Annotated in this window: 25 protein-coding genes and 1 tRNA gene; 15 read left to right on the top strand and 11 right to left on the bottom strand. The window is 63.7% G+C overall.

The window, feature by feature from the left end; translation table 11 throughout:
- Positions 1-2: 2 nt before the first annotated feature.
- Complete coding sequence (locus ACV1FX_RS11185) at positions 3-1,064, bottom strand: amidohydrolase family protein (RefSeq protein ID WP_473117615.1); 1,062 nt, start codon at positions 1,062-1,064, stop codon at positions 3-5.
- A 263-nt stretch (positions 1,065-1,327) separates the two neighbouring features.
- On the opposite strand from ACV1FX_RS11185, the gene hydA reads away from it, so the two are divergent.
- Positions 1,328-2,782: a dihydropyrimidinase gene (gene hydA / locus ACV1FX_RS11180; RefSeq protein WP_473117614.1), complete on the top strand. Its 1,455-nt coding sequence runs from the start codon at positions 1,328-1,330 to the stop codon at positions 2,780-2,782.
- An 8-nt stretch (positions 2,783-2,790) separates the two neighbouring features.
- On the opposite strand, the gene ACV1FX_RS11175 is transcribed toward hydA, so the two are convergent.
- A complete protein-coding gene (locus ACV1FX_RS11175; protein WP_473117613.1) occupies positions 2,791-4,095 on the bottom strand; it encodes a glycoside hydrolase family 3 N-terminal domain-containing protein in 1,305 nt (434 codons plus the stop codon).
- Between the two features lie 187 nt (positions 4,096-4,282).
- On the opposite strand from ACV1FX_RS11175, the gene ACV1FX_RS11170 reads away from it, so the two are divergent.
- The 3 genes from ACV1FX_RS11170 to ACV1FX_RS11160 are packed head-to-tail and all read left to right on the top strand — an operon-like array spanning position 4,283 to position 8,077.
- Positions 4,283-5,773 (top strand): DUF4153 domain-containing protein, encoded by a 1,491-nt coding sequence (locus tag ACV1FX_RS11170; RefSeq protein ID WP_473117612.1) that lies wholly within the window; start codon positions 4,283-4,285, stop codon positions 5,771-5,773.
- Between the two features lie 16 nt (positions 5,774-5,789).
- Positions 5,790-6,494, top strand: coding sequence for a response regulator (locus tag ACV1FX_RS11165; RefSeq protein WP_473117611.1), 705 nt, complete (start codon positions 5,790-5,792; stop codon positions 6,492-6,494).
- On the top strand, positions 6,491-8,077 hold the full coding sequence (locus ACV1FX_RS11160; protein ID WP_473117610.1) for an ATP-binding protein: 1,587 nt from the start codon (positions 6,491-6,493) through the stop codon (positions 8,075-8,077). The genes ACV1FX_RS11165 and ACV1FX_RS11160 overlap by 4 nt, the downstream gene beginning before the upstream one ends.
- A gap of 7 nt (positions 8,078-8,084) precedes the next feature.
- Here ACV1FX_RS11160 and ACV1FX_RS11155 read toward each other — a convergent pair whose 3' ends face one another.
- Positions 8,085-8,231: a hypothetical protein gene (locus ACV1FX_RS11155; RefSeq protein ID WP_473117609.1), complete on the bottom strand. Its 147-nt coding sequence runs from the start codon at positions 8,229-8,231 to the stop codon at positions 8,085-8,087.
- A gap of 172 nt (positions 8,232-8,403) precedes the next feature.
- On the opposite strand from ACV1FX_RS11155, the gene ACV1FX_RS11150 reads away from it, so the two are divergent.
- The 4 genes from ACV1FX_RS11150 (at position 8,404) to ACV1FX_RS11135 (ending at position 11,703) form a co-directional block, all read left to right on the top strand.
- Positions 8,404-8,814, top strand: a complete 411-nt coding sequence (locus ACV1FX_RS11150; protein WP_473117608.1) for a DUF3606 domain-containing protein — start codon at positions 8,404-8,406, stop codon at positions 8,812-8,814.
- A 1-nt stretch (position 8,815) separates the two neighbouring features.
- Positions 8,816-9,304, top strand: coding sequence for a hypothetical protein (locus ACV1FX_RS11145; protein WP_473117607.1), 489 nt, complete (start codon positions 8,816-8,818; stop codon positions 9,302-9,304).
- 100 nt (positions 9,305-9,404) lie between these two features.
- Positions 9,405-10,334, top strand: a complete 930-nt coding sequence (locus ACV1FX_RS11140; RefSeq protein WP_473117606.1) for an alpha/beta hydrolase — start codon at positions 9,405-9,407, stop codon at positions 10,332-10,334.
- A gap of 145 nt (positions 10,335-10,479) precedes the next feature.
- A complete protein-coding gene (locus ACV1FX_RS11135; protein ID WP_473117605.1) occupies positions 10,480-11,703 on the top strand; it encodes an ABC transporter substrate-binding protein in 1,224 nt (407 codons plus the stop codon).
- A 6-nt stretch (positions 11,704-11,709) separates the two neighbouring features.
- On the opposite strand, the gene ACV1FX_RS11130 is transcribed toward ACV1FX_RS11135, so the two are convergent.
- Entirely contained in the window at positions 11,710-13,272 is a 1,563-nt protein-coding gene (locus tag ACV1FX_RS11130) for an adenylate/guanylate cyclase domain-containing protein (protein WP_473117604.1), read from the bottom strand.
- 191 nt (positions 13,273-13,463) lie between these two features.
- Between ACV1FX_RS11130 and ACV1FX_RS11125 the strand changes: the two genes are divergently transcribed.
- Positions 13,464-14,555, top strand: coding sequence for an enolase C-terminal domain-like protein (locus ACV1FX_RS11125; protein ID WP_473117603.1), 1,092 nt, complete (start codon positions 13,464-13,466; stop codon positions 14,553-14,555).
- Positions 14,556-14,671: 116 nt separating this feature from the next.
- Positions 14,672-15,265 (top strand): DUF1349 domain-containing protein, encoded by a 594-nt coding sequence (locus tag ACV1FX_RS11120; protein ID WP_473117602.1) that lies wholly within the window; start codon positions 14,672-14,674, stop codon positions 15,263-15,265.
- Between the two features lie 332 nt (positions 15,266-15,597).
- Here the strand turns inward: ACV1FX_RS11120 and ACV1FX_RS11115 are convergent, their stop codons facing one another.
- Positions 15,598-15,789, bottom strand: coding sequence for a hypothetical protein (locus tag ACV1FX_RS11115; protein WP_473117601.1), 192 nt, complete (start codon positions 15,787-15,789; stop codon positions 15,598-15,600).
- 200 nt (positions 15,790-15,989) lie between these two features.
- Positions 15,990-16,232, bottom strand: coding sequence for a hypothetical protein (locus ACV1FX_RS11110; protein ID WP_473117600.1), 243 nt, complete (start codon positions 16,230-16,232; stop codon positions 15,990-15,992).
- A 191-nt stretch (positions 16,233-16,423) separates the two neighbouring features.
- Between ACV1FX_RS11110 and ACV1FX_RS11105 the strand changes: the two genes are divergently transcribed.
- Entirely contained in the window at positions 16,424-16,609 is a 186-nt protein-coding gene (locus tag ACV1FX_RS11105; protein ID WP_473117599.1) for a hypothetical protein, read from the top strand.
- Between the two features lie 162 nt (positions 16,610-16,771).
- On the opposite strand, the gene ACV1FX_RS11100 is transcribed toward ACV1FX_RS11105, so the two are convergent.
- The 3 genes from ACV1FX_RS11100 to cpdR all read right to left on the bottom strand — a co-directional run bounded on the left by ACV1FX_RS11100 (position 16,772) and on the right by cpdR (position 17,722).
- Positions 16,772-16,987 carry a hypervirulence associated TUDOR domain-containing protein gene (locus tag ACV1FX_RS11100; RefSeq protein ID WP_473117598.1) on the bottom strand — a complete coding sequence of 72 codons (216 nt, stop codon included), beginning with the start codon at positions 16,985-16,987 and terminating at the stop codon, positions 16,772-16,774.
- Positions 16,988-17,212: 225 nt separating this feature from the next.
- Positions 17,213-17,287 (bottom strand) — tRNA-Val (locus ACV1FX_RS11095).
- A gap of 75 nt (positions 17,288-17,362) precedes the next feature.
- Positions 17,363-17,722 (bottom strand): cell cycle two-component system response regulator CpdR, encoded by a 360-nt coding sequence (gene cpdR, locus ACV1FX_RS11090; RefSeq protein WP_254105854.1) that lies wholly within the window; start codon positions 17,720-17,722, stop codon positions 17,363-17,365.
- Between the two features lie 316 nt (positions 17,723-18,038).
- Between cpdR and ACV1FX_RS11085 the strand changes: the two genes are divergently transcribed.
- The 3 genes from ACV1FX_RS11085 to ACV1FX_RS11075 all read left to right on the top strand — a co-directional run bounded on the left by ACV1FX_RS11085 (position 18,039) and on the right by ACV1FX_RS11075 (position 21,259).
- Positions 18,039-18,929 (top strand): N-formylglutamate amidohydrolase, encoded by an 891-nt coding sequence (locus ACV1FX_RS11085; protein ID WP_473117597.1) that lies wholly within the window; start codon positions 18,039-18,041, stop codon positions 18,927-18,929.
- A 551-nt stretch (positions 18,930-19,480) separates the two neighbouring features.
- Positions 19,481-20,263: a histidinol-phosphatase gene (gene hisN / locus ACV1FX_RS11080; protein WP_473117596.1), complete on the top strand. Its 783-nt coding sequence runs from the start codon at positions 19,481-19,483 to the stop codon at positions 20,261-20,263.
- A gap of 21 nt (positions 20,264-20,284) precedes the next feature.
- A complete protein-coding gene (locus ACV1FX_RS11075; protein WP_473117595.1) occupies positions 20,285-21,259 on the top strand; it encodes a Bug family tripartite tricarboxylate transporter substrate binding protein in 975 nt (324 codons plus the stop codon).
- 88 nt (positions 21,260-21,347) lie between these two features.
- Here the strand turns inward: ACV1FX_RS11075 and ACV1FX_RS11070 are convergent, their stop codons facing one another.
- Positions 21,348-22,241, bottom strand: a complete 894-nt coding sequence (locus tag ACV1FX_RS11070; protein WP_473117594.1) for a LysR substrate-binding domain-containing protein — start codon at positions 22,239-22,241, stop codon at positions 21,348-21,350.
- Positions 22,242-22,328: 87 nt separating this feature from the next.
- On the opposite strand from ACV1FX_RS11070, the gene ACV1FX_RS11065 reads away from it, so the two are divergent.
- Positions 22,329-23,081 carry a sulfite exporter TauE/SafE family protein gene (locus ACV1FX_RS11065; RefSeq protein ID WP_473117593.1) on the top strand — a complete coding sequence of 251 codons (753 nt, stop codon included), beginning with the start codon at positions 22,329-22,331 and terminating at the stop codon, positions 23,079-23,081.
- Here the strand turns inward: ACV1FX_RS11065 and ACV1FX_RS11060 are convergent.
- Positions 23,078-23,713 (bottom strand): LysE family translocator, encoded by a 636-nt coding sequence (locus tag ACV1FX_RS11060; protein ID WP_473117592.1) that lies wholly within the window; start codon positions 23,711-23,713, stop codon positions 23,078-23,080. The genes ACV1FX_RS11065 and ACV1FX_RS11060 overlap by 4 nt on opposite strands.
- Between the last annotated feature and the right edge of the window lie 111 nt (positions 23,714-23,824).

Below are 23,824 nucleotides of genomic sequence, written 5' to 3'. Positions count from 1 at the left end.
AACTAATTGAGCGACAATCGCGGAAACGTCTCCAGCGGATTGTCGACGCACATTCTTGCGATGACGCTCTTTGGCAGGTTCGGCGGAATCGGATCATCGCCGTCGAACTGCCAGTGCGGATAGTCCGACGCAAACAGGAACATTTTCTCGGAGCCGATCTGATCGATGATCTCCTCAACGCTCTTCGCATCGGCCGGCGCGTCGAACGGCTGCATGGTGACGCGGACATTGTCGCGGATGATCGCGGCCGGCTCGCGCTCGACCCAGGGCACCTCGACGCGCACGCCGCGCCAGGTCTTGTTGGCGCGCCACATGAACGCGGGCAGCCAGCTCACACCTGATTCCATCAGCACGATCTTGAGATCAGGGAATTTGCCGAATACGCCCTCATAGATCAGGCTGAGAATCTGGGCCTGAAAGGCCTGAGCCTCGACGAAGTAATATTCGTAGCGATGCGACGGCCAGCCGGCCGAGCTCGGCGCGTAGCGATATTGCGTGCCGGCGTGGATCGCGAGCGGCAGACGGTACTTCTCGGCAAGCCGGTAAACCGGCCAGAAGTGGCGACGACCGAGCAGCGTCTCACCCTGCGCCAGCACGAGGATCGACACGAAGCGGTTGTCGCCGGCGCGCCGCTCGATCTCCTCTATCGCAAGATCCGGGGCCTGCATCGGCACCACGATGGACGCCCGCAGGCGCGGATCGCGCGACAGCCATTCGGCGGCGATCCAGTCGTTGATCGCCTTGCAGAAATCCGCGGCCATGTAGGGATCGTAGACGGCCTGCGCGCCGTAGAGCACGTTGAGGATCGCGTGGCTGGCACCGAGCTGATCGAACGCACCCTTCTGCACCATCGCAAGGTCGGAGCCCGGCTTTGCGCCGCTCGAGGGCCGCCAGTCGGCGCGGGCGGAGAGCGGCATGCTCGGCGGATAGCTGGTGAGATCGAGCCCATCGATCGCGCGGCTCACCACCTGTTCCTTCCAATGGTCGCTGAGATAACGCAGCAGCGTGGTGCGGGTGCCCCCGACCGCCGGGTGGACATCGCAATCGATCCGCGTCGCCGCCATGGAAGCTTCCTCGGGCAGACTTTATTGGCAGCGTTGTTCACGCCGCATGCTCAGACTGCTCCGCCGAGGCTGGAATCGCAAGGGCAGGCGGCCGGAGCATTGGACATGCCTCCGATGCCTGTTCGCACCTGCAACACGCTCCCGAGAACGTCTGCACGCTCAAGAACGCTCCAGCCAATGACTAAAATTTCGCCTGTCGCATGGCGCCCCCTGAGCTTAGCCTTCACGCAGCATCTGCCCCCTCCCCTTCCCCGGAGTTCCCCATGCCCCTCCTCATCCGCGGCGGCACCGTCGTCAATCACGATCATTCGCGCCGAGCGGACGTGCTGGTCGACGGAGACATCGTCGTCGCGGTCGGCGCATCGATCGATGCGCCGACGGGCACTGAAACGGTCGACGCCGGCGGCTGCTTCGTGTTGCCGGGCGGCATCGATCCGCACACTCATCTCGAAATGCCGTTCATGGGCACTGTCACGGCCGATGATTTCGAATCCGGCACCAAGGCGGCGCTGACCGGCGGCACCACCATGGTGGTGGACTTCTGCCTGCCCGATCCCGGCCAATCGATGCTCGCAGCCTATCAGGAGTGGCGGCGCAAATCCGAGAAGGCGGCCAGCGACTACGGCTTCCACATGGCGGTGACGTCATGGTCCAAGCAGATTTTCGACGAGATGGAGACCGTGGTCAAAACCTACGGCATCAACACCTTCAAGCACTTCATGGCCTACAAGGGCGCGCTGATGGTGAACGACGACGAACTCTATAACTCGTTCGCGCGCTGCGCCCATCTCGGCGCCATGCCGGTGGTGCACGCGGAGAACGGTGACGTCGTTGCGCTGATGCAGGAGGCGTTGATTGCGCGCGGCATCACCGGCCCCGAAGGCCATGCCTATTCGCGGCCGCCAGAGGTGGAGGGCGAAGCCACCAACCGCGCCATCATGATCGCCGACATGACGGGAACGCCGGTCTATATCGTGCACACGAGCTGCCGTGAGGCGCACGAGGCGATCGCGCGGGCGCGTGCGGCAGGAAAGCGCGTCTATGGCGAGCCGCTGATCCAGCATCTGCTGCTGGATGCCGGCGAATATGCGAGCAAGGACTGGGACCATTCCGCGCAGCGCGTAATGTCGCCGCCGTTCCGCGACAAGTCGCACCAGGACAGCCTGTGGGCCGGCCTGCAATCCGGCTCGCTCCAGGTGGTTGCGACCGACCATTGCGCCTTCACGACCGAACAGAAACGGTTCGGCCGCGACGACTTCCGCAAGATCCCGAACGGCACCGGCGGACTCGAAGACCGCTTGGCCCTGCTGTGGACCGCCGGTGTTGCGACCGGGCGGCTGACGAAGGAAGAGTTCGTCGCGGTGACCTCGGCCAATATCGCCCGCATCCTCAACATCTACCCGCGCAAGGGCGCAGTCGCCATCGGTTCGGATGCCGACCTCGTCGTGTGGGATCCCAAAGCGCACAAGACGATCACTGCAAAACGCCAGATGAGCCGTATCGACTACAATGTGTTCGAGGGGTTTTCCTGCACCGGCGGCCCCGCGGTAACGGTCTCACGCGGCCGGATCGCCTGGAAGGATGGAAATCTGCGCGCCGAGGCCGGCGACGGCCGCTACATCGAGCGGCCGGCGTTCTCGCCGGTGCATGTCGCGAATTCGACCTGGAAGGACCTGACCGCGCCGCGCGCGGTGGCACGCGGCCCAGTCACGCCGTAGGGGGTTGGCTAGGGTTCCGTCGCCGGGAGAACGCGCCCGAGCCGGACTTCGCTCGCGCGGAGCGCCGAAGCATCCAGCTCACGCCGCCGCGCGGCCTCGAGCGCGCAGTCAAAGATCCGATAAAACTGCGCGCCGTCATAGGCGACGAGCAGCAGATCGACGCCGGCGTTGATCGCTTCGACCACGGCCTTGCAGACGTCGTGCTGGTAGATCGCGCCCATTACGAGATCGTCGGTCATCACCACACCCTGGTAATTCCAGGTGTCACGGAGGATGCCCCGGACGACGCGCCTTGAATGCGAGGCGGCGCGATCGGGATCGACTGCCGTCAGCGTGACATGGCCGACCATGAGCGCCGCATGCGACCGGCCGAGCACCTCCCTGAACGGCCGCCAATCGGACGCTTCCAGCTCCGAGATAGGCGCGTCGAGATTGGCGGCGAAATGATGGGTGTCGGTACGCACGCGGCCGATGCCCGGGAAATGCTTGAGCGTCGCGCCGACACCGGACGACTCCAGGCCCTGCACATAGGCGCTCGCGATCTCGCCGACCACGGCGGGATCGCTGGCGATGGCGCGCTGCCCGATCAGGGTGTGGAAATCGAGCCGGTTGCGCCTGGCCGGAGGCTTCAGGTCCAACACCGGCGCGAGGTTGAGATTGACACCGAGCGACGCCAGTTCGCGCCCATGTGTGCGGCCGAACTCCTCCGCCTTGGCCTTGCGTGCCTCAGGCGGCAGCTCGGCAAGCGTTGCCAGCGCGGGCACCTTCGTCAACGGCGGCGAGAGATGGCCGACGATGCCGCCTTCCTGATCGGCAGTCACGATCAGCGGCGGCAAGCCCGCCGCGCGCCGCTTGTCCTGCAGAGCCGCAATCTCGGCGCGGAGGTCATCGACCGTCCTGCGCCCGATGTTGTGCCGGGTGATGTAGATGCCGCCGATCAGACCCTGCTCGGCCAGAAGCGCAACCTCGGGAAACGACGAATAACCGACAACGAAATGCGGTCCGAGCTGGCGCGCTTCCGCGCGGCTCGCGCGCAGGACCTCATGCTTGCGCAGCTCGAACCTCAGATGTGCCGCCGACATCAGCAGCGGCGGCAGGCACCAGAACGCGATGAGCAGCTTGCCCGTGGCCCGCCGCCGATAGCCGCGGCGAAGCAGAGTAACGGCGATCGCGATGCTCAGAACGACCAGCGCGATGTTTCCCACGCCGCGCAACGCGACCAGATAGGGATCGTTCTTGTTTGCGGCAACAAAGGCCAGAGAGAGCGGGGCCAGCCAGAGCAGGATGAGGCCGATAAGACGCGTGAATTGCATGGCGTGTGACATGTGCGAAGCAAAGGATGCTCCGCAACTATCAAAGCGTCTTGCGCCGCGCGAGGGTTGAAACCCCGCTTGCACGAAAACTGCACGAAACTCCTGAAGACGTGCAGAGCGCATTCCCGACATCTGCACATCACCCATTCAAGCTCATGCCGCTACCATCCATGAGAAGGTCTTCGACATGACAAGCCCGGCATCAGCCGCCGCCCTCGACATTCGCCCGATCCAGGGATCAGCCATTCCGACGAGGCTTGCGATGGCGCTGGCGCTCGTCGCCCTCGCCGACTGGCTGTTCTACGACGAGCGGATCGGCATCTCGCTCGCCATTTTTGCTGTTGCCGTCGCCTGCGGATCCTGGCTCGCCAACCATGCGATACTGGACCGGCGGCGAGCGGCGCTTGGCGCGATCATCGTGATCGTCGGCCTCGTGCCCGTCATCGAGGAAGTCTCCCTGGTTTCCGTCCTGCTCCTTGTCGCGGCATTTGCAGTCGGACTTCTGCTCGCGACCAATCCGGACACCACCCTGTTCGCGGACCGCGCCCGCGCGTTGCGCAATCTGTTTCTGTTCGGCCCGTTCAGAGTCTTCCGCGACGTGCTGCAAATCTTCGATCTCACGGATTTTACGCGCTGCATCGCCGTCTGGTTCGTCCCCGCCGTTCTCGGCATCGTCTTCATCGCATTATTCGATGCGGCCAATCCGCTGATCGAGCAATGGGTCGACCTGCTCAATCCAAAGCTCATCCTCGACCATCTCAGCATCCGGCGGATCCTGTTCTGGACGCTGATCGTCGCGCTGGTCTGGCCGTTCATCCATGTGCGGTGGCGGCGCAGCAGCCGCGCAGCGGCCGAGCCGGCCGAACAGGAGCCGACGACTCCGACTGACCGGGCCGAGCTGCTCGGCGCGCCCACCATCCTGCGCGCCCTGATCCTGTTCAATCTGCTGTTCGCGGCGCAATCGATCCTCGATGGGATCTACCTCTGGGGCCACGCCGCGCTACCGGCCGGCGTCACCTACGCCGCCTACGCCCATCGCGGCGCCTATCCGCTGATCGTCACCGCGCTGCTCGCGGCCGGTTTCGTGCTCGCTGCGATGCGGCCCGGAGGGCCGGCCGAGAAATCGCCGGTGATCCGCTCGCTGGTCTATCTCTGGGTCGGACAGAACGTGCTTCTCGTCCTCTCCTCCATTCTCCGCCTCGACCTCTATGTCGACCTCTATCTCCTCACCTATTGGCGCATCGCGGCCTTCATCTGGATGGGACTGGTGGCGCTCGGGCTGGTCCTGATCCTCGCCCGCATTGTGCTCGACCGCTCCAACCGATGGCTGATCGGCGCCAATCTGATCGCATTAACGATCGTGCTCTATATCTGCGCGCTCGTGAACTTCGATGCCATCATTGCCGACTACAATTTGAGCCACAGCCAGGAAATGTCGGGCAAGGGCGTGCAGATCGACACCAACTACCTGCTCACGCTCGGACCGCAGGCTCTGCCTGCGATCGACAAGGTCATCCAAATCCGGAACGGGACCAACGAGACTTGCCTTGTGTCGCGCCGCGATCGGCTTGTAGAACTGCAGCGTCGGGACATCGGGTCCTGGCGTGCCTGGAGTTTCCGGAGCTGGCGCTTGCAGCGCAGGCTCGACGCACAGGCGAAGAACCAGGCGGCGGGCTGAGAACGCGGAGACATCTTTGGCGCATCGCATTCTCATCGTCGACGACGAAGGCCACATCCGCGAAGTCATCCGCGTGGCGCTGAAGAAGGCGGACATGGACGTGATCGAGGCGCGCGACGGCAAGGAGGCGCTCAGCCGTTTTGCCGCCGACAGGCCCGACCTGATCGTGCTCGACATCGGCATGCCGGAATTCGACGGGCTCGAGGTCTGCCGCGAGGTACGCAAATCCTCAGACGTGCCGATCCTGTTCCTGTCGGCGCGCGACGAGGAGATCGACCGCGTGCTCGGCCTCGAGATCGGCGGCGATGATTATGTGACGAAGCCGTTCAGCCCGCGCGAGCTGGTTGCGCGGGTCAATGTCATCCTGCGGCGACTGAGCCCGCGTAACGGCGATGCCAAGGCAGGCTCGGCCGTACTCGCGCAAGGTGGCCTCCTGGTCGATCCCGAGCAGCATGTCGCGTCCTTTGCAGGCATGCCGCTCAAGCTGACCGCGATCGAGTTCGGCATCTTGCGCGCCCTTCTGACGCGGCCGACCTCGGTGTTCAACCGCGAGCAGTTGATGCGGGCAGCCTATCAGCTCAACATCCAGGTCTCCGACCGCACCATCGACAGCCACATCCGCAACATCCGCGCCAAGCTCGCGGCCCAGAGCTGCGACAGCGTGATCGAGACCATTCACGGCGTGGGCTTCAAGCTAGGACGCTGCGAGAAAGAGGCATGAGCTCAGCGCCCGACAAATGGCGGCCCTCGCTTGGGCTCGTGATCTTTGCGGTGCTGACCACGGTTGCCGTGCTGCCGCTGGTGGGGCTGTTCTTCTTCCGCCTTTATGACAACCAGCTGATCCGCCAGACCCAGGCCGAGCTGATCGCACAGAGCCGCGTGATCGCGACGATCTATGCGCAGGAGGTTTTGGCGCGGCTCGACGGCGGGATCGCGCTCGGTCCTGAGGTCGCGCCCGGCGTGCTGCCCGATCCCGGCGATCAGTTTACGCCTATCCGGCCCGCGCTCGATCTGACCGCCAACGATCTGTTGCGGCGGAGGCCTGACGCGATGCCTGCGACGCGGCCGGCGGATCAGGCCTATGTCGAGATCGGGGCAAAGCTGACGCCGATCATCCGCGAAACCCAGAAAGTGACGCTTGCCGGCTTTCGGATCCTCGATCCCAACGGCGTGGTGATTGCGGGCCGCCAGGAGATCGGGCAGTCGCTCGCCCATATCGAGGAAGTCACTGAAGCGCTGCACGGGCAATACCGGGCCACGCTGCGCAACCGCGTGCCGGACAAGCCACCGCCGCCGATCTATTCCTTCAGCCGCGGCCTCGGCGTGCATGTGTTTTCGGCAATGCCGGTCGTCGTCAACAACCGCGTCGCCGGCGTGGTCTATGCAACGCGCACACCGAGCAACATCTTCGACCATCTCTACCAGGAGCGCGGCAAGTTCATCCTGGCGGGTCTTGCCGTCATCCTCGGCACGATCGCGATCGGCCTCGTCTTCTCCCGGACCATCACGCTGCCGATGCGCGAATTGATCGACCGCGCGGCGCGGATCGGCCGCGGCGACCGCGAGGCATTCCGGCCGCTGAAACATTACGGCACGCGCGAATTCGCCCAGCTCTCGCACAGCTTCCTCGGCATGGCCGAGCAACTCGCGCGGCGTTCTGATTACATTGCAACCTTCTCGGCACACCTGACCCACGAGCTGAAATCGCCGCTGACCTCGATCAAGGGTGCCGCCGAGCTGTTGCAGGATTCGCTGCAAGACAAGCCCGACGGCCTGACATCGGCCGAGCAGACGACCTTCGTCGCCAACATCCTCTCCGATGCCGAGCGGCTCGAAGCGATGGCGCAGCGGCTGCGCGAACTGGCGCGGGCCGAAAGCCTGCCGCAGAACGAGCGCACCGAGCTCGCACCCGTCATCGGCGACCTCAAGGGCCGGTTTCCGACAGGCACTATCACGGCCACGGGCAGCCTCGACCGGCCGATCGGCATGTCCAGCGAGAAGGCACTGATCGTGCTGTCACACCTCGCCGATAATGCGATGCGGCATCACGCCAGGCATATCAGGCTGGAGGCGGTCGACGAGCGCACAACGCTGCGGCTGACTGTGAGCAATGATGGCGAGGCGATCTCGGCGCCGAACCGCGACAGGATATTTGATGCATTCTTCACGACCCGCCGGGAGTCGGGCGGTACCGGAATGGGGCTTGCCATCGCGCGCGCGGTGATGGCGAGCCATGGCGGCTCGATCGAGCTGAAGCCGACCGACGAAGGCACGGCTTTCGAGCTGCAGTTTCCCGCAGCCTGAAGCGACTTCAGATCGCGAACACCCAGGCGGCGACGATGGTGCCGATCGTGACCAGACCCGCGATGGTCCAGCCCGCGGCATATTCCAGTTCGGGATGACCGGTCGCCCGCATGATCTCGCTCGGATCGGCGGCGTGCTTCCAATGCTCTGCCATGACAGCCTCGCACGTTTTTGTGCTTGTCCTATTAAGTCGCGCGAGGACCGTTTTGGTTCCATCACGGAAATGCGAGAAGCGGTAGCGCCTATGCGGCGCGTGGCAGGATTGCTTTCCTACCGCCGGTGGCATGCTAGACTATGCGAGCGCATTTCCGCGGCAGGAGGAACGCATGGCCGACAGCAAGTCCAAACGGGGCGCAGCCGACCGTGCCCTGATCGCGCTCGGCGAGCGCTACGAAGTCGCCTACTGGTCGAAGAAGTTCAAGATCACGCCGGCCAAGCTGAAATACGCCGTCAAGACGGTCGGCCACTCCGCCAGGAAGGTTGAGGCCTACATCAAGCTCCAGAAGCACCGCGCCGGCGACAGGGTGCGGATCGCGCTCACCGAGCCCTACGAGGTCCGCTACTGGTCGAAGAAATTCAAGATCACCCCGGCAAGGCTGAAGGCCGCCGTGGCCGCCGCCGGCCATTCGTCGAGGAAGGTCGAGGCCTATCTCGCCGGCCAGAAAGCCACGAAGAAGAAGGCGGTCAAGAAACGAAGAGCTGCGAAGAAGGCATCCAAGCGCAGGAAGGCTGCCTGAGATGAAGCTCGGGAAGCTGATCCTTGCGGCGTCGCTCGCGCTGGGTGGCGCGTCGGTTGCGCTGGCCACCGATGGCGCCTCGACGATCTCGGGCTCGACGGCGCTGGCGCTCGCCGGCGTCATCGCGCCGCTGTCGCCGGTGCTGACCTCGGGCGAGAAGAAGGCAATCGCGATGCTGTTCGCGGCCAACAGCGATATCCCCTACAAGAAGCCGATCGTCGTGACCGCCGACCGCATCGTCTGCCGCACCGGCAATGTCGACATCACCGTGCGCAACTGCGAGGTGACCTTCGGCAAGAAGATCAAGACCGTGAACGGCTCCACGGCCAACGAGATCTATGCCACCGAGGCGCTCGCCGGCGTGCCGGCTGATGGCGCCGCGGGATCGAACTTCGAGAGCCTGTCGAAGGTGAGCTGCACGATCGATCCTGATGCCATCCGCCGGAAAGATGGCAGCGGCGCAAGCTGCACGTTCCAGCCGGGGAGTTAGCGCGCGCCGTCAAATCGCCCCAACGGCAATCGATAAGGCGAATTGACAAGCCAAGCCGGAACGCGAGCCGGCGCTTGAGTGATCAGCACGGCATATAACAATGAAAAACTATCTCGCATTTTTGCTTTTGCTGACCATCACGACCACCTCCGCGCACGGGTTGCTTCCCGCCCGATCGCAATTGCCGTTCGATCTGGTGCGCACAGGCCTCACCGACGCCGATACGTCCGCCGGAGGAGCGGCCCGGCTCTGCGACCAGGTCGCGTTCTCGCGAGGCCTGCGCTATGGCGACAGCGAGCAGAACGTCCTTGATGTCGCGACCAGCCAGACCAAGGCGGCAACGCCGCAGCCGATCCTGCTGTTCGTGGCCGGCGACAGTTTCACCGGCGACAGCGCCGCACCCGATACGGCGCGCGAGTTCCAGGACGAGGCGATGTGCTTTGCCGCGCGCAACGGCATGGTGGGCGTGCGCGCGAACTACCGCCTTGCACCCGCAGCCCCTTGGCCATCCGGCGCGCGCGACGTCGCCGCCGCCCTGTCGTGGATCCACCAGAACGTGGATCTTTTCAACGGCGATGCCCGCGAGATCGTCGCGGTCGGCTATGCCGCCGGTGCCTTCCATGTCGCGAGCCTGCTCGCGCATCCGGAGTTGCAGGGCGCCGACACCGACGTTGCCGGGGTCGTGCTGATTTCCGGCATTTATCGCGCGGGCAAGGACGCGAGCGACAGCGAAAGAGCCTATTTCGGCTCCGACGCCGCCCAATATGACAAGCGCTCCGCCTTCCCCGGCATCCTCACGGTCGAGGAACCGATCGTGCTGGCCTGGGCCGCGGCCGATCCGGCAGGCCTGGTGGCGCAGGGCGAAACGCTGAAGCAGGCGCTCTGTGGCTCCGGCCACTGCCCGCGCACCACCATCCTGCACACCCGCGACGACATTGCCTCCGTGTTCGGCCTCGACGGCTCCGCCGACAGCCTCGCCGAGCCGACACTGCTACTCGTGCGTCAGCTCGAGGCACGCGGATTGCCGTAGCCCGGCGCTTTCGACGCGTCAGCACGGCTGCCGCTTGGCTAAGGAGCCGCGCGACACAGGAATGACAAACCCTTGACCTAGATCAAGCGGTGTTGATGCCGATTGCCCCGATCTCCAATTGGGGTCCAACATCAAGGTGTCGAACATGCGTGTGACCGGCAAGCTGCTGTTCGCGTTGATGGTGGCCGTCGGCTCGCTCGGTGCGATGTCGCAGGAGCGTGCCGACGATGCTGCGCCCGTCTCCGAGATTCGCATCGGCAACGTCATGCCCTATTCGGGCACGCTCTCGGAATTCGGGGCGATCGGCAAGGCGGAAGCCGCCTATTTCGACATGATCAACGAGCGCGGCGGGATCAACGGCCGCAAGGTCCGCTTCATCACGCGCGACGACAATTCCGATCCTGCAACCGCGATGGAGTTGACGCGCGGGCTGGTCGAGAAGGACGACGTGCTGTTGATGTTCGGCTCATTCGGCACGCCCGGCAATCTCGCCACGCGCTGGTACCTCAACGAGCGCAAGATCCCGCAGCTCTTCGTCGCGTCCGGCGACGAGGAGCTGAGCCGGCCCAGGGCGTTTCCCTGGACGATGGGCTGGCAACCCTCCTACAAGGCGGAGGGACGCATCTACGCCAACTATATCCAGGCCTATTATCCCAGGCGCAAGATCGTCGTGCTCTGGCAGAACGACCAGTTCGGACGCGACCTGTTCAAGGGCATCGAGGAAGGCCTGGGCGATCTCAACCGCTTCGTCGTCGTCGATATCGCCTTCGACATTGCCGACGAGCATCTCGACACCCACGTCTCGGTGCTGAAGCAGTCCGGCGCCGAGGTGTTCGTCTTCGCCGGCGTGCCGAGCACCGCGGCCCGCGTGATCAAGCTGGCGGCCGGCTTCAATTGGCATCCCGTGTTCATTCTGAATGATGCCGCGGCCTCGATCGCCAATGCGCTGATCCCGGCAGGAACCGAGAACTCGGCCGGCGTGATCTCGGCGGCATTCCTCAAGGATCCGAGCGATCCGGCCTGGACGGACGATCCCGGCATGAAGGACTGGCTCGCCTTCATGGACAAGTACAATCACCCCGAAAGCCGCAACAACAGCGCCGCGCTCTATGGTTATGCGGCGGCGGAAGCCCTGGCGCAGGTGCTGAGGCAATGCGGCGACGACCTCTCCCGCGACAACGTCATGCGGCAGGCGGCTTCGCTTCGCGAGTTTCAGCCCTCGGTCGCATTGCCCGGCATCAAGATGACCACGTCGCCGGACAACTATCTACCGATCAAGCAGATGCGCCTCGAGCAGTTCGACGGCCGCACCTGGCAGTCGTTCGGCGACGTGATCGAAACCGCATTCACCGAAGGCCGGAAACGCTGACCAGCCTCACGCCGGCTTGAGCGAGGCCAGCGCGTTTTCCAGGAGCGAGCGCACCCGCGCGGCGTCGCCCGATTTCACGACCGAGGGGTCGAGATAGAGCTCCAGGCCCGGAACACGCTCGGTGATGACGCCGCTCTTTGCAGCTCCCCCGTCGCTCAGCGCATCGACGGAATAGGGTATGACCTCGCGGCTGATGCCCTTCATGGTGATGGCCGGCAGCGCATGCGCCGTGACGACGTCGCTGACCAGGGCGAAGCTCTCATAGCTCAGCACGATGCCGCCGGGCTCGGCGATCGATTGCAGGCGCGCGGCGAGGTTCGCCTCCGCGCCGATGATCGTGTAATCCATGCGGTCGCTGCTGCCGAAATTGCCGACATTACAATAGCCGGAATTGATGCCCATGCGCGACTTGAAAGGCTGCTCGATGCCGGAGGCGCGCCATTTGGCGTTGAGTTCGGCGAGCCGCTGCTGCATGCGCCATGCCATGCGGAGACAGGCCTGTGCGTCTGCGCGGTCACCCTTGGTCTCGGGATCGCCGAAGAAGATCAGCATGGCATCGCCGATGAACTTGTCGATGGTGCCGCCATGTTCGTGCGCGATCGCCGACATCTCGGTGAAATATTCGTTCAGGAGCTGGGTCAGAAGCTCCGGCTGGAGCCGCTCGGCGGTCGCGGTGAAATTCTGGATGTCGGAGAAGAAGATGGTGAGCTTCTTGCGCTCGGTGTGGATGGTGACGTCCTTCTGCCCGCTGAAGATGCTCTTGTAGACCTGCGGCGGGATGTAGCGCGAGATCTTCATCGAGAGCGAGGCGAGGAAGTCGTTGGCGGATTCGAGCTCCCTGTTCATCGACTTGATGCGGTTGGCCTGGCGGCGCTGCATGGAGAGGAAGGAGAGGCCGCTGCCGGCTGCGATGAAGAGATAGGCGAGCAGGAATTTGAACGAGAAGATGTTCGCGGCGATCGGCTGCGCGATGATCACCTCCTGGATGCCCCTGACGTCGCCGACCTTCCAGTCCTTCTTCGGGCTTTCGGGATGGCTGTTGTGGCAGCTCACGCAGGCCGGGCCCATCGTCACGGGAGCCACCAGCCGAACCTTGTCAGAAAAGAGCGAGGTCTCTGTCTCGACGATCTTCTGCTCGGGATCCGCGCGCAAGGCTTCCAGCGCATCCTTCTCAAACTTGTCGAGCTGGTGCGGCGCCCGGTTCTGAAACGGGAAGTCGGAGACGAAGCGATAAGTGATGTTCTCCTGTTGGGCGCCGATCACGCGCCCGAGCTCGAGCGACAGCGTCGCGGGGATCGGGATCGCACCCGGCACGGATTCGTAGTTGTGCACGACCTTGGTGGTACCGTTGGGATTGGCGAGGATCCGCCCGACCACGTTGGTGGCGTAATAGCTGCGCACGCTGGTGATGACCGAATTGAGGTCGGCGGCCTGCCGTCGCAGCGCCGCCTTGCCGAGCTCGGTCAGGTCGAGCCACACCGCGAGCGGCAGGGCGAGCAACAGGAAGGCGATCACCACGCCGGTCAAAATGCCATTCTTGCGCTGTTCTTCGGAGATCGCTTGTTTCACCCTGTAGCTCCGTTGTGTGCGTTCTTGTCGCGATATCCGGCGGCTGCGACGCAATATGCGGCGGCACAGAGCCCGTAAACACAGACCAGCGCAACCCCATTTTATGGTGGTCGCGGCAGGCGCCTTTTCGTTTCATGACGAATGCTTAAGATCGGCATGAACCCGCATTCATTGATCCGGAGCCAGTGCCCATGTCCGAGACCATCCGCATCAAGCGTTTTGTCGCGCGCCCCGTCATCGTGCCGATGAACCTGCCGCTCCGAACCTCGACCGGCGCGGTCGCCCGGGCACCGCTGGTGCTGATCGACTGCGAGACCGACCAGGGCGTGCGCGGCCACGCCTATCTGTTCTCGATCACGCCGGCCGCCTTGAAGCCGCTGACGGCGATGGTCGGCGAGATGGCCGAGATGGTCGTTGGCGACGAGCTCCTGCCGTTCGAGATCGAACGCAAGCTGAGCCAGCGCTTCACGCTCCTTGGACTCGCCGGCCTGCAACGCCTGGCGCAATCCGGCATCGACATGGCAGCCTGGGACGCGCTCGCCCGCGCCAGAGACCTGCCGCTCGCACGCCTGCTCGGCGGAGCACCGAAGCCGGTACGCGCCTATAATTCGAAGGGCCTAGGCATCATGCCGGCCGGTGCCGCCGTGGACGAGGCCGAAAAACTGCTCGCCGAAGGCTTTCATGCCGCGAAGATCCGCCTCGGTCGCCCCGATGCGCGGGAGGACCTCAACGTCGTGCGCGCGGTACGCAAGTCGGTTGGCGACGAGGTCACGCTGATGTGCGACTACAACCAGTCGCTCACCGTGGCGGAATCGATCCGCCGCGGCGAAATGCTCGACGAAGAGGGTCTGCTCTGGATCGAGGAGCCGATTCGGCATGACGACTATGCGGGCTGCGCACGCATTGCCGACGCGCTCCGCACGCCGATCCAGATCGGCGAGAATTTCGACAGCGCCTTTTCGATGCAGTCCGCGCTTTCAGCCGAGGCTTGCGACTTCGTCATGCCCGACGTGCAACGCATCGGCGGCGTAACCGGCTGGCTGCGCGCCTCCTCTCTTGCGCATGCTGCCGGCATCGAGATGTCGACGCACTTGTTCTCGGAGGTGAGTGCGCATCTGCTCTGCGTCACGCCAACGGCGCACTGGCTGGAATATGTCGACTGGGCCGACGCCGTGCTGGCGACACGCCTGACCATCAAGGACGGTTTTGCCTTGCCGAGCGAGGAGCCCGGCAACGGCATTCAATGGGATGAGGCAGCGGTAGCCAGATATCTCGCCAGCTAGTCATTGCAGCGCAAACGGCCCGGCAGCTCCCCTGCCCTCTTCAAGCCGCAATTCACCAATGCCGTGCTCTGACCTGCGCCTGCGAAATCGGCCAGCGCTGCCAATCGAGGTCCAACATGAGCGATCCAATCTTTCGCAGAAGCGACGGTGTCTGGCTGAACGAACCGGAACGATGGGCTGCGCAGGGTGATAGCCTCCAGATCGTCACTGACAATGCCACCGATTTCTGGCGCGAAACCCACTACGGCTTCAACCGCGACAGCGGGCATTTCCTGGGCTTCCCGACCGGCGACGCATTCACTGCCGAGTTGCATGTACGGGGCGACTTCCAGGCACTCTACGACCAGTCAGGCATCATGGTCCGCATTGACGCCGAGCATTGGGTCAAGGCCGGCATCGAGTTTTCAGACGGACGTGCCATGCTGGCGAGCGTACTGACCAACGGGCGATCCGACTGGGCGACCGCACCCTATGAGCACGATGCCCGTGACTTCCGCCTGCGCGCAACCGTCGCGGACGGCGTCCTTCGCCTCCAGGTTTCGGCCGATGGCAAGCTTTGGCCACTGATGCGTCTTGCGCCATTTCCCAGGGCGAACTCCTACCTGGTGGGACCGATGGCCTGCACGCCCGAGCGGGCCGGGTTGAAGGTCTCTTTCCCGACGTTCCACCTGACACCGCCCCTCGGCAAGGATCTCCACGATCTCAGTTGAGGGCCGGCCGTCCTGCCAGCAAGATTTTGACAGCATGAGTCCAAGCCGCTGCGTGCTCCTCGATCTCGACGGAACGCTCGACATTAAGCGCGCCATCGGACCGCCGCTCGAAGAGATGCTGCAGGCTTCGTTAATGGCAGCCGAGACGAGCTTGAAGCGGCCGGCGCCGACCCGTTGGTGGAGCGCACTTCCGATCTCGCGCGCGCGGTGGTGTCGACATTGAACGGTTAGCTTCTACTGAGTGCGGCGCGCGCAGCCGGTTGACCGGAACGAGGCAGGTGGCGCGCGACGATTGGGACTGGCGCGGCGCGGAGACATGGCAGCGCGATCAATCAGTCTCCACCTCCGGCATTACGCGGCGCGCGCAGCCCTGATGAATTGACCCAGCGCTCCATTTTGAACCTGGCTTCCAGTTCCAGCGCCTTCCAAAGCAATTCATCGCGCTTCTTGCCCAATGGCAGCTTCTCCGCCGCCGCGAACAACTCTGCGATCTCGGAAGGCAAGTCCTGTGTCTTCTCAGCCATCACCCAACCCTGCCGGTGTTGAGCTCCAATTTCAAAACGCAACTCCAACGTGCGGCAAGTGTACCTTGTGCCATTGGTCTTTAGTACAGGGAAAACTTAGTCGATGCAGGCGATGATCGGTTCGTGTGACCGATGCCGTGAACCAAAGACAGGACCCGCGCGATCTCCGCATCGCGCCGGAGCATGTATCGCAGCCGGCGCTACCGCCTATCAGCCCCCGTGATGCCCTTGCGCGCCGCCCTGTGCTCGATCCACATGCAGCGGCGGGCGGCTCGGCCCGAGCGCGCGACGCCGGACGTCCCCTCGCCGGCCAGCAGCAGCGGTGCCATATTCTCGCGCAGCGCGCGGCAGCGCTCCAGCTCGGCCTGCCAGTCGATGATTCGCGCCTCGGCGACCGACGCGATCAGCGTCAGCATCGCGATCCCGACGCATGTTGTCTTCATTGATCGTTCGTCGAAGCGCATCGTGAAAAAATCACAAGTGCAGTTTGTGCCAGACCGTCGGGGACTGACGGAACACCCCGTGTCATCGGACGAACACCCCGCGGCCGCCACATCAGGTGCATTTCATATCACCTTCTACCATAATGTGTACGGGCGAGTCGGGGGAACAGTCATGAGCGGGATTGGGGACCATGCCGAGTTGGAAGAAGTCGTGGAACGAGGAAGACCTCAAGAAACTTAAGACGCTCGCCGGCACGATGCCGGTGACGATGATCGCGAAAGAGCTGGGCCGTACGACCGGCACGGTGCTCGCCAAGGCAGTGGAGCAGAACATCCCCATCAGGCACCGGGCGGATGCGGTAACGTCGGCCAGCTAATCCGCTGACCTCGCGTTCGCCGAATGCGGACATCATGGTCAGCGTGCGCGTGAGAGAGCGTAGCACAATCCGGGAAAAGCAGCGTAATCCGGGAAAGCATGAGCCCAGGAAAGGATCTGGATTTCGCTTCGCGTCATCCGGACAAAACGCGAGAACGCGCCATCAGCTTCGCAACAGCCGCAGCGCCCTGCCCTTGTGCATGGCGACGTGATCGGTCTTGTCGCTCCTGATCTCGTATTGCGGATCGTCCGCGCTCGCGTGATGGACGTACCCCTTGTACGTCACGTCCTTCCGATGCACGCGCAGGATATGGCCACGCACCCGGCCGGCCTCGGAATTCCAGCTCACGTGATCGCCCGTCTTGAAGGTGTTCGGCATGGCGAATCAATGCCTGTTGCCGTCGGGGTGTTCCAATGAGCGGAGCAAGACAGCCTGGTCCGTCTACGCTCGTCGAGCTACGCCGGACACGCTTCGCCCCGATGGTGTTGGCTTACTTATCGCAGGGTGAGATCGTGGCTTGCCGAGCCGTAGCTCGCGGACAAAAGCCCGCCTGCGCCCATTGGCTTCGGCGCGGCATCCTTCTCTCGCTTCGCGAGCGAAGGATGGTGGGCACGACAGGGATCGAACCTGTGACCCCTACCATGTCAAGGTAGTGCTCTCCCGCTGAGCTACGTGCCCTAGAAGTCCAAAGAAATCGGGTGCGGTCCCTATAACGGCTCAAGGGAGCCCGCGCAAGGACGGAAGGCGACCGATTTAGGCCGCTAGCATCTTATTCACTTCGCTCACCAATTCCCGCAAATGGACCGGTTTGGACAGGACCTTGGCGTTCTTAGGGGCCTCCGAATCCGAGTTCAGGGCCACGGCGGCGAAGCCGGTAATGAACATGATCTTGATGTCGGGGTCGAGTTCCGAGGCCCGGCGGGCGAGCTCAATGCCGTCCATCTCCGGCATCACGATGTCGGTCAGCAGCATCTCGAACGGCTCTTCCCGCAGCCGCTGATAGGCCGACATGCCGTTGTCATGGGAGGAGACCTGAAAGCCGGCGTTTTCCAGCGCCTTGACCAGGAAGCGGCGCATGTCGTTGTCGTCTTCGGCGAGCAGGATTTTGGGCATGGCAGGAAACGTCGAATCCCCGGGAGCTACGGTAGTGTCCACTAAGCCTGACAGAGGGTAAATTTCGGGTGAAAAATGCACCCTTTGTCCCCTGTGCGGCGTGCCCTTTGTGAACCGGAATGGAGCACGAATCAATCGAGCCTCGTACCCGCGCTGCCTGCACGGTTAAGACACGTTCCAGCGCCGCAACTGTACTTTTCACTTGGCAGATTGGTTGCGATTCCTGACAATGACCGCACATAAGAGCCTCGCTTTGCCGGCCTGTTCGAGTCCAATCCGGATTGTCGCGGATATTAGAGGGACGAAACTGACCAAGATGACCCGGTTTGACGGCGACTTGTCGCCACCGTTCGAGATTGTCGAGCCTACCGAGTGGCGGGCGCCGATCATCTTCAACTCGCCCCATTCCGGCTCGGTCTATCCGGACGATTTTTTGGCGGCCTCGCGCATCGACCTGCCGACGCTCCGCCGCTCCGAAGATTCCTTCATGGACGAACTGATCGGGCATTTGAGCGCGCGCGGCTTTCCGGTCGTGCGCGTCAATTTCCCGCGCTCGTATGTCGACGTGAACAGAGAACCCTACGAGCTCGACCCGCGGATGTTCTCCGGCCGGCTGCCGAGCTTTGCCAATACCCGCTCGATGCGCGTTGCGGGCGGGCTCGGCACCATTCCGCGCGTTGTCGGCGACGGCCAGGAGATCTATCGCGAGCGGATCGCGGTCGATGACGCGCTGGCGCGAATCGAGACGCTCTACAAGCCGTATCACCGCGCTCTGAGGCGCCTGATCAACAAGGTGCACCAGATGTTCGGCACCGTGGTGGTGGTCGACTGCCACTCCATGCCGTCTGTCGGCGTCTCCCGTGACGAGCCGCGCCGGCCCGACGTCGTGATTGGCGACCGCTACGGCACGAGCTGCACGCCGCTGCTTCCCGACCGGGTCGAGGAGACCTTGAGCGGGCTCGGTTATTCGGTCGGGCGGAACAAGCCCTATGCCGGCGGCTTCATCACCGAGCACTACGGCAATCCGGCGAGCGGCCTGCACGCGGTACAGCTCGAACTCAACCGCGCGATCTATATGGATGAGCGGCGGCGCGAGCGCGGCGCGCGCTTCGACCAGGTCGCAGCGGATTTCGCGATTCTATCGGACGTACTCGCCACGACCATTCCGTTCGGCGATCTCGGCCCGTTCCAGGCGGCAGCCGAATAAACGGCAAGATAGTTTGTGCCTGTCGCAGGTCGCGACGACGGCCGCCTCAACATGCGATCTCATTTTCGCTTGGCGCCGATGCGCGCACTGAAACGAAAACGATCGACAAGGAAAATGGGCAAGAAAAAAGGGCCGCTTGTTATGGCAAGCGGCCCAAGTCTAGGGAGGAAACGCCCAAGGAGGGCAGCGGTAACGCGAGGCGCTACCGCACCGCAACAATATGCGACTGCGCTGCACAAAGTGCAAGGACTTTTGAGCCGTTTCCCATGCAAAAAACACAGGGCTCCAATGCCCCCGCAGAAACCCGGATTCAGTTTCTTTGATAAGGAATTTCAATGGGTTGATTACTGTTTGCATACCAATGAGGCATACCCGGAACTAAGCTCTCAAACCCATGATCGATATTTGGTCAGCGGATGGCTCGTCGGGCCGACCAACGAACTGCATCCAAAATACCAGGGTGCAATTCAAGAGAGCGCTGCCCGAACCCCTCGATTTGAGCTAGGCAATAGCCAACATTCGTTTGGCTTTCGGGTTCAAGGGACAGGTCCGTGACGGTGATCGATTTCTCAGCCTTCATCGGACGGCTTGCCACCGCTTCCGGCGAAACCATCCTGCCGTTCTTCCGCACGTCGCTGTCCATCGACGACAAGAGCAAGACCAAAGATTTCGACCCGGTCACCGAGGCCGACCGCGCCGCAGAGGCGGTGATGCGGCGGCTGATCAAGGCCAACTTCCCCCAACACGGCATCGTTGGCGAGGAATTCGGCAATGAGCGGGAAGACGCCGATTATGTCTGGGTGCTGGATCCGATCGACGGCACGAAATCCTTCATCGGCGGTTTTCCGATCTGGGGCACGCTGATCGCGCTCTTGCACAGGGGCACGCCGGTATTCGGCATGATGCACCAGCCCTTCATCGGCGAGCGGTTTTCCGGCGACAACGGCTCGGCCAACTATAAGGGCCCCTCCGGCGAGCGCCGCCTCCAGGTCCGCCGCTGCGCCTCGCTTGCCGAAGCGACAACCTACACCACGAGCCCGCTTCTGATGAACGAGCGCGACCGCGCCACCTTTGGCCGCATCGAGAAGGGCGCGCGGCTGTCGCGCTATGGCGGCGACTGCTACTCCTATTGCATGCTGGCCGCCGGTCATGTCGACCTCGTGGTCGAAACCGAGCTGAAGCCCTACGACATCGCGGCCCTGATCCCCATCGTCACCGGCGCCGGCGGCGTCGTGACCACCTGGGAGGGCAAGCCGGCGCAAGGCGGCGGCCGCATCATCGCCGCCGGTGACCCCCGCGTGCATGAAGAAGCGCTGAAACTCCTCAACCAATAACAAAGCGAGCGGAGGGATTGCATGATCGTCTCAGGCAGATTTCTCTCCGGATTGCTCTCCATATTGCTGCTCCTGCCGTCGCTGGCGATGGCTGAGAATTTTCCCACAAAACCGATCAAGCTGATCGTGCCGTTCCCGGCCGGCGGCCCCAACGACATCATCGCCCGCGTCATCGGCCAGCGCATGTCCGAGATTTCGGGCCAGCCCGTCGTCATCGACAATCGCGGCGGCCAGGGCGGCGTGCTCGGCACCGACGCGGCCGCAAAGGCCGCTCCCGATGGCTACACGATCGCGATCTCCAGCGCGGGCGCGCTCGCGATCAGCCCGAGCATGGAGAAGGTCGCCTATGACGCGCTCACCGACCTGACGCCGGTCACGCTGGTCGCAACCGTGCCGGAGATGCTGGTCGTCGCCACCAACGTGCCGGCGAAAGACATGAACGAACTGATCGCGCTGGCGAAGGCGCAGCCCGGAAAACTCAACTTCGCCTCTTCCGGCCCCGGCAGCCTGCCGCATCTGGCCGGCGAATTGTTCAAGCTGACGGCCAAGATCGACATCGTGCACGTCCCCTATCGGGGGGCTGCGCCCGCGGTGAATGACCTGCTGGGCCAGCAGGTGCAGATGACTTTCCTCGATCTCCCCGTATTGTTGCCGCAGATCAAGGCCGGCAGCCTCCGGCCGATCGCCGTTGGCTCGCCCAACAGCGCGCCCACAGCGCCCGAGGTGCCGACCACGGCCGAAGCGGGTTTTCCGGACCTGCGGATCGAAAACTGGTACGGCATGGTGGCGCCGAAGGGCACGCCGAAAGAGATCGTCGACAAGCTGAACAGTCTCGCTACGCAAGCGATGGCCGATCCGACGGTGAAAGAGAAGCTCGCCGCACAAGGCGCGACGCTGATCGGCGACAGCCCCGAGCATTTCCGGCAGTTCATCGCGGATGAGACCGCAAAGTGGGCGAAGGTGATCAAGGACGCCGGGGTGGAGACGGCGAAGTAACGCTAATAAGCGAGACGGCCGCGCAATTCCGCAAATGAAATCATCACATGCGTGAGCTGCGTCGTCCCCAGACTTTCAACATCGTGCCTCACCTCTGAACCTCGGCGCGCAAATGATCCACCAGCTGCTTGGCAGGGCGCGGCAGTGCCTTGAAGCTCCGGGCGCAGATCGTCAACCTCCGATTGGCCCAGCCATCGCGGATTCGGATCGGCACGATCGGCATCGATCGCGCGCAGCGCTTCGCCGCAATCTCCGGCACGACGGCGACCCCAACTTCGGCGGCGACCATCTGGCAGATCGCGTCGAAATCGCGCAAGCGGGCCCGGACGCGCAGGCGCGCGCCGAGCTTCGCCGCATGCCGGGAAATATGAACCTGCAACGCGGTCGAAGCGGTGAGCCCGACGAAATCACGATCCATCACCTCCTGAAAATTGATCTGGCGGCGGGTGCCGAGCTCGCTGCGCCGGGCGGCCACAAGGGTCAACCGGTCCTCGCTGAACAGGAAGCGCTCGATACTGTCGGGCAAAGCGTGCTCGGCTGCGAAGCCGAGATCGGCAGCGCCGCTCGCGATCGCGGTGGCGATATCGGCGCTTTCGCGCTCCTCGACGTCGACATTGATGTCGGGATGCTCGCGCAGGAAGGCTGCGAGTGCCCGCGGCAGATGCTCGGACAGTCCCGACGTATTGGCGAGCAACAGCACACTGGCACGAACGCCGCTGGCATAGGCGGCGAGATCACCCTGGAGTGCCTCGACATTGTGGATGACGAGCCGCGCATGATCGAGCAGGCTTTCGCCCGCGGCGGTCAATTCAACGCCGCGCCGGCCACGCTTCAAGAGTGCGACGCCGAACGCGTCCTCAAGGCCCTTGATCCTGGCGCTGGCGGAGGCGAGCGCCAGATGCGAGCGTTCGGCGCCGCGGGTGATGCTGCGCTGGTCCGCCACCGCGATGAAGAGCTGGAGGTCGACGAGGTCAAATCGCATGGCGTCTCCCTGCCTTCGTCCTGAGCGAAGGCTATCTCCGTAACCTCCAGATTGTGCCGGCGAGGCCGATCGGTCAATGTGCTCGGCATGATCGACCCCCTCATCATTCTGATTGCCGCCGTCTTCCTGCTCGCCGGATTCGTCAAGGGCGTGATCGGGCTCGGCCTGCCGACCGTGTCGATGGGCCTGCTCGCGGTAACGATGGCGCCCGGCCGGGCGATTGCCATCGTCATCGTGCCGGCGATCGTCACCAACATCTGGCAGACTTTTGTCGGCTCTCATTTGCTCGACATCCTCCGGCGGCTATGGCCGTTGATGCTCGGCACCGTGATCGGGAGCTGGCTCAATGCCGGCGCGCTGACAGGCCCCTATGCGCGCTACGGCACGGTGGTGCTTGGCCTGTTGCTGGTGATCTATGCGATCATCGGGCTGAACAAGTTCCAGTTCCGCGTCGCGCCGAAGAACGAGAAATGGGTCGGCGGCGCCGTCGGCATCGTCACGGGCGTGATCTCGGCCTCGACCGGCGTGCAGGTGATCCCCTCGATGCCGTTCATGCAGGCGATCGGGATGGAGAAGGACGAGCTGGTGCAGGCGCTCGGCGTGTTCTTCACGGTGGCAACGCTCGCGCTCGCCTTCAACCTCACCGCGGGCGGGCTGCTGACGCCGGCCAACGCCGTGCCGGGCATCGTCGCCATGACCTGCGCCTTTGCCGGCATGTTCATCGGCCAGTCGCTGCGCTCGAAGATGCCGGCCGATACGTTTCGCCGCTGGTTCTTGATCGCAATGGTCCTGCTCGGACTCTACCTCGCGGGCAGCGCGCTGTTGAAAGAGTTTGTTTAGCGCGCTTCCAGCATCGCGACACGGAAGCCGAGATAGACGAAGAGGCCGCCGAGCGCCCGGTTGACCCAGGCAAAGACACCCTCGGACTGTCGCAGCCGCTGCGCGGCGCGCGCCGCGAACGCCGCCAGGAACAGACACCACAGCGTGCCCGTGCAGATGAAGATCAGTCCGAGCGTCAGGAAGGCGAGCGGCTTGTGCGGGGCATCGGCTGCGACGAATTGCGGCAGGAAGGCCAGGAAGAACAGCGCGACCTTGGGATTGAGCGCGTTGGTGAAGACGCCCTGGAGGAAGACCCGCCGCAGCGGCGTTCCCCCGTCCTCGCCGGTCAGGGAACCGGTGAGCGCCGGCCGCGTCCAAAGCATCTGCAAGCCGGTCAACACGAGATAGGCAGCACCGACCAGCTTTACGATCGAAAACGCGGTGGACGAGGCCATCAGCAGCGCGGAGAGGCCGATAGCCGCGCCCGTGACGTGGAATAAGCAGCCGCAACTGATGCCGAGCGTCGCCGCTGCACCGCCGCGCCAGCCCAATTGCATGCCGCGGCCCATGACGTAGACCGTATCCGGTCCCGGCGTGATGTTGAGAGCCACGCCCGACAGGACGAAGAGCCAGAGTTCGTGAATACCGAGCATGTCTTTCGTCCCGGAAGGCCACCCAAGCGGCCGGCTTAGAAGGTTCAGCGAGCCGCGTCCACCGCCGGATTTGCGTAGGATTTGCGACGAAATTGCAATGCGGATCATACT

It is taken from the genome of Bradyrhizobium ingae, assembly GCF_055791185.1.
Note: the sequence above shows the minus strand (reverse complement) of the source record. Positions and strands in the feature narration are given on the sequence as shown.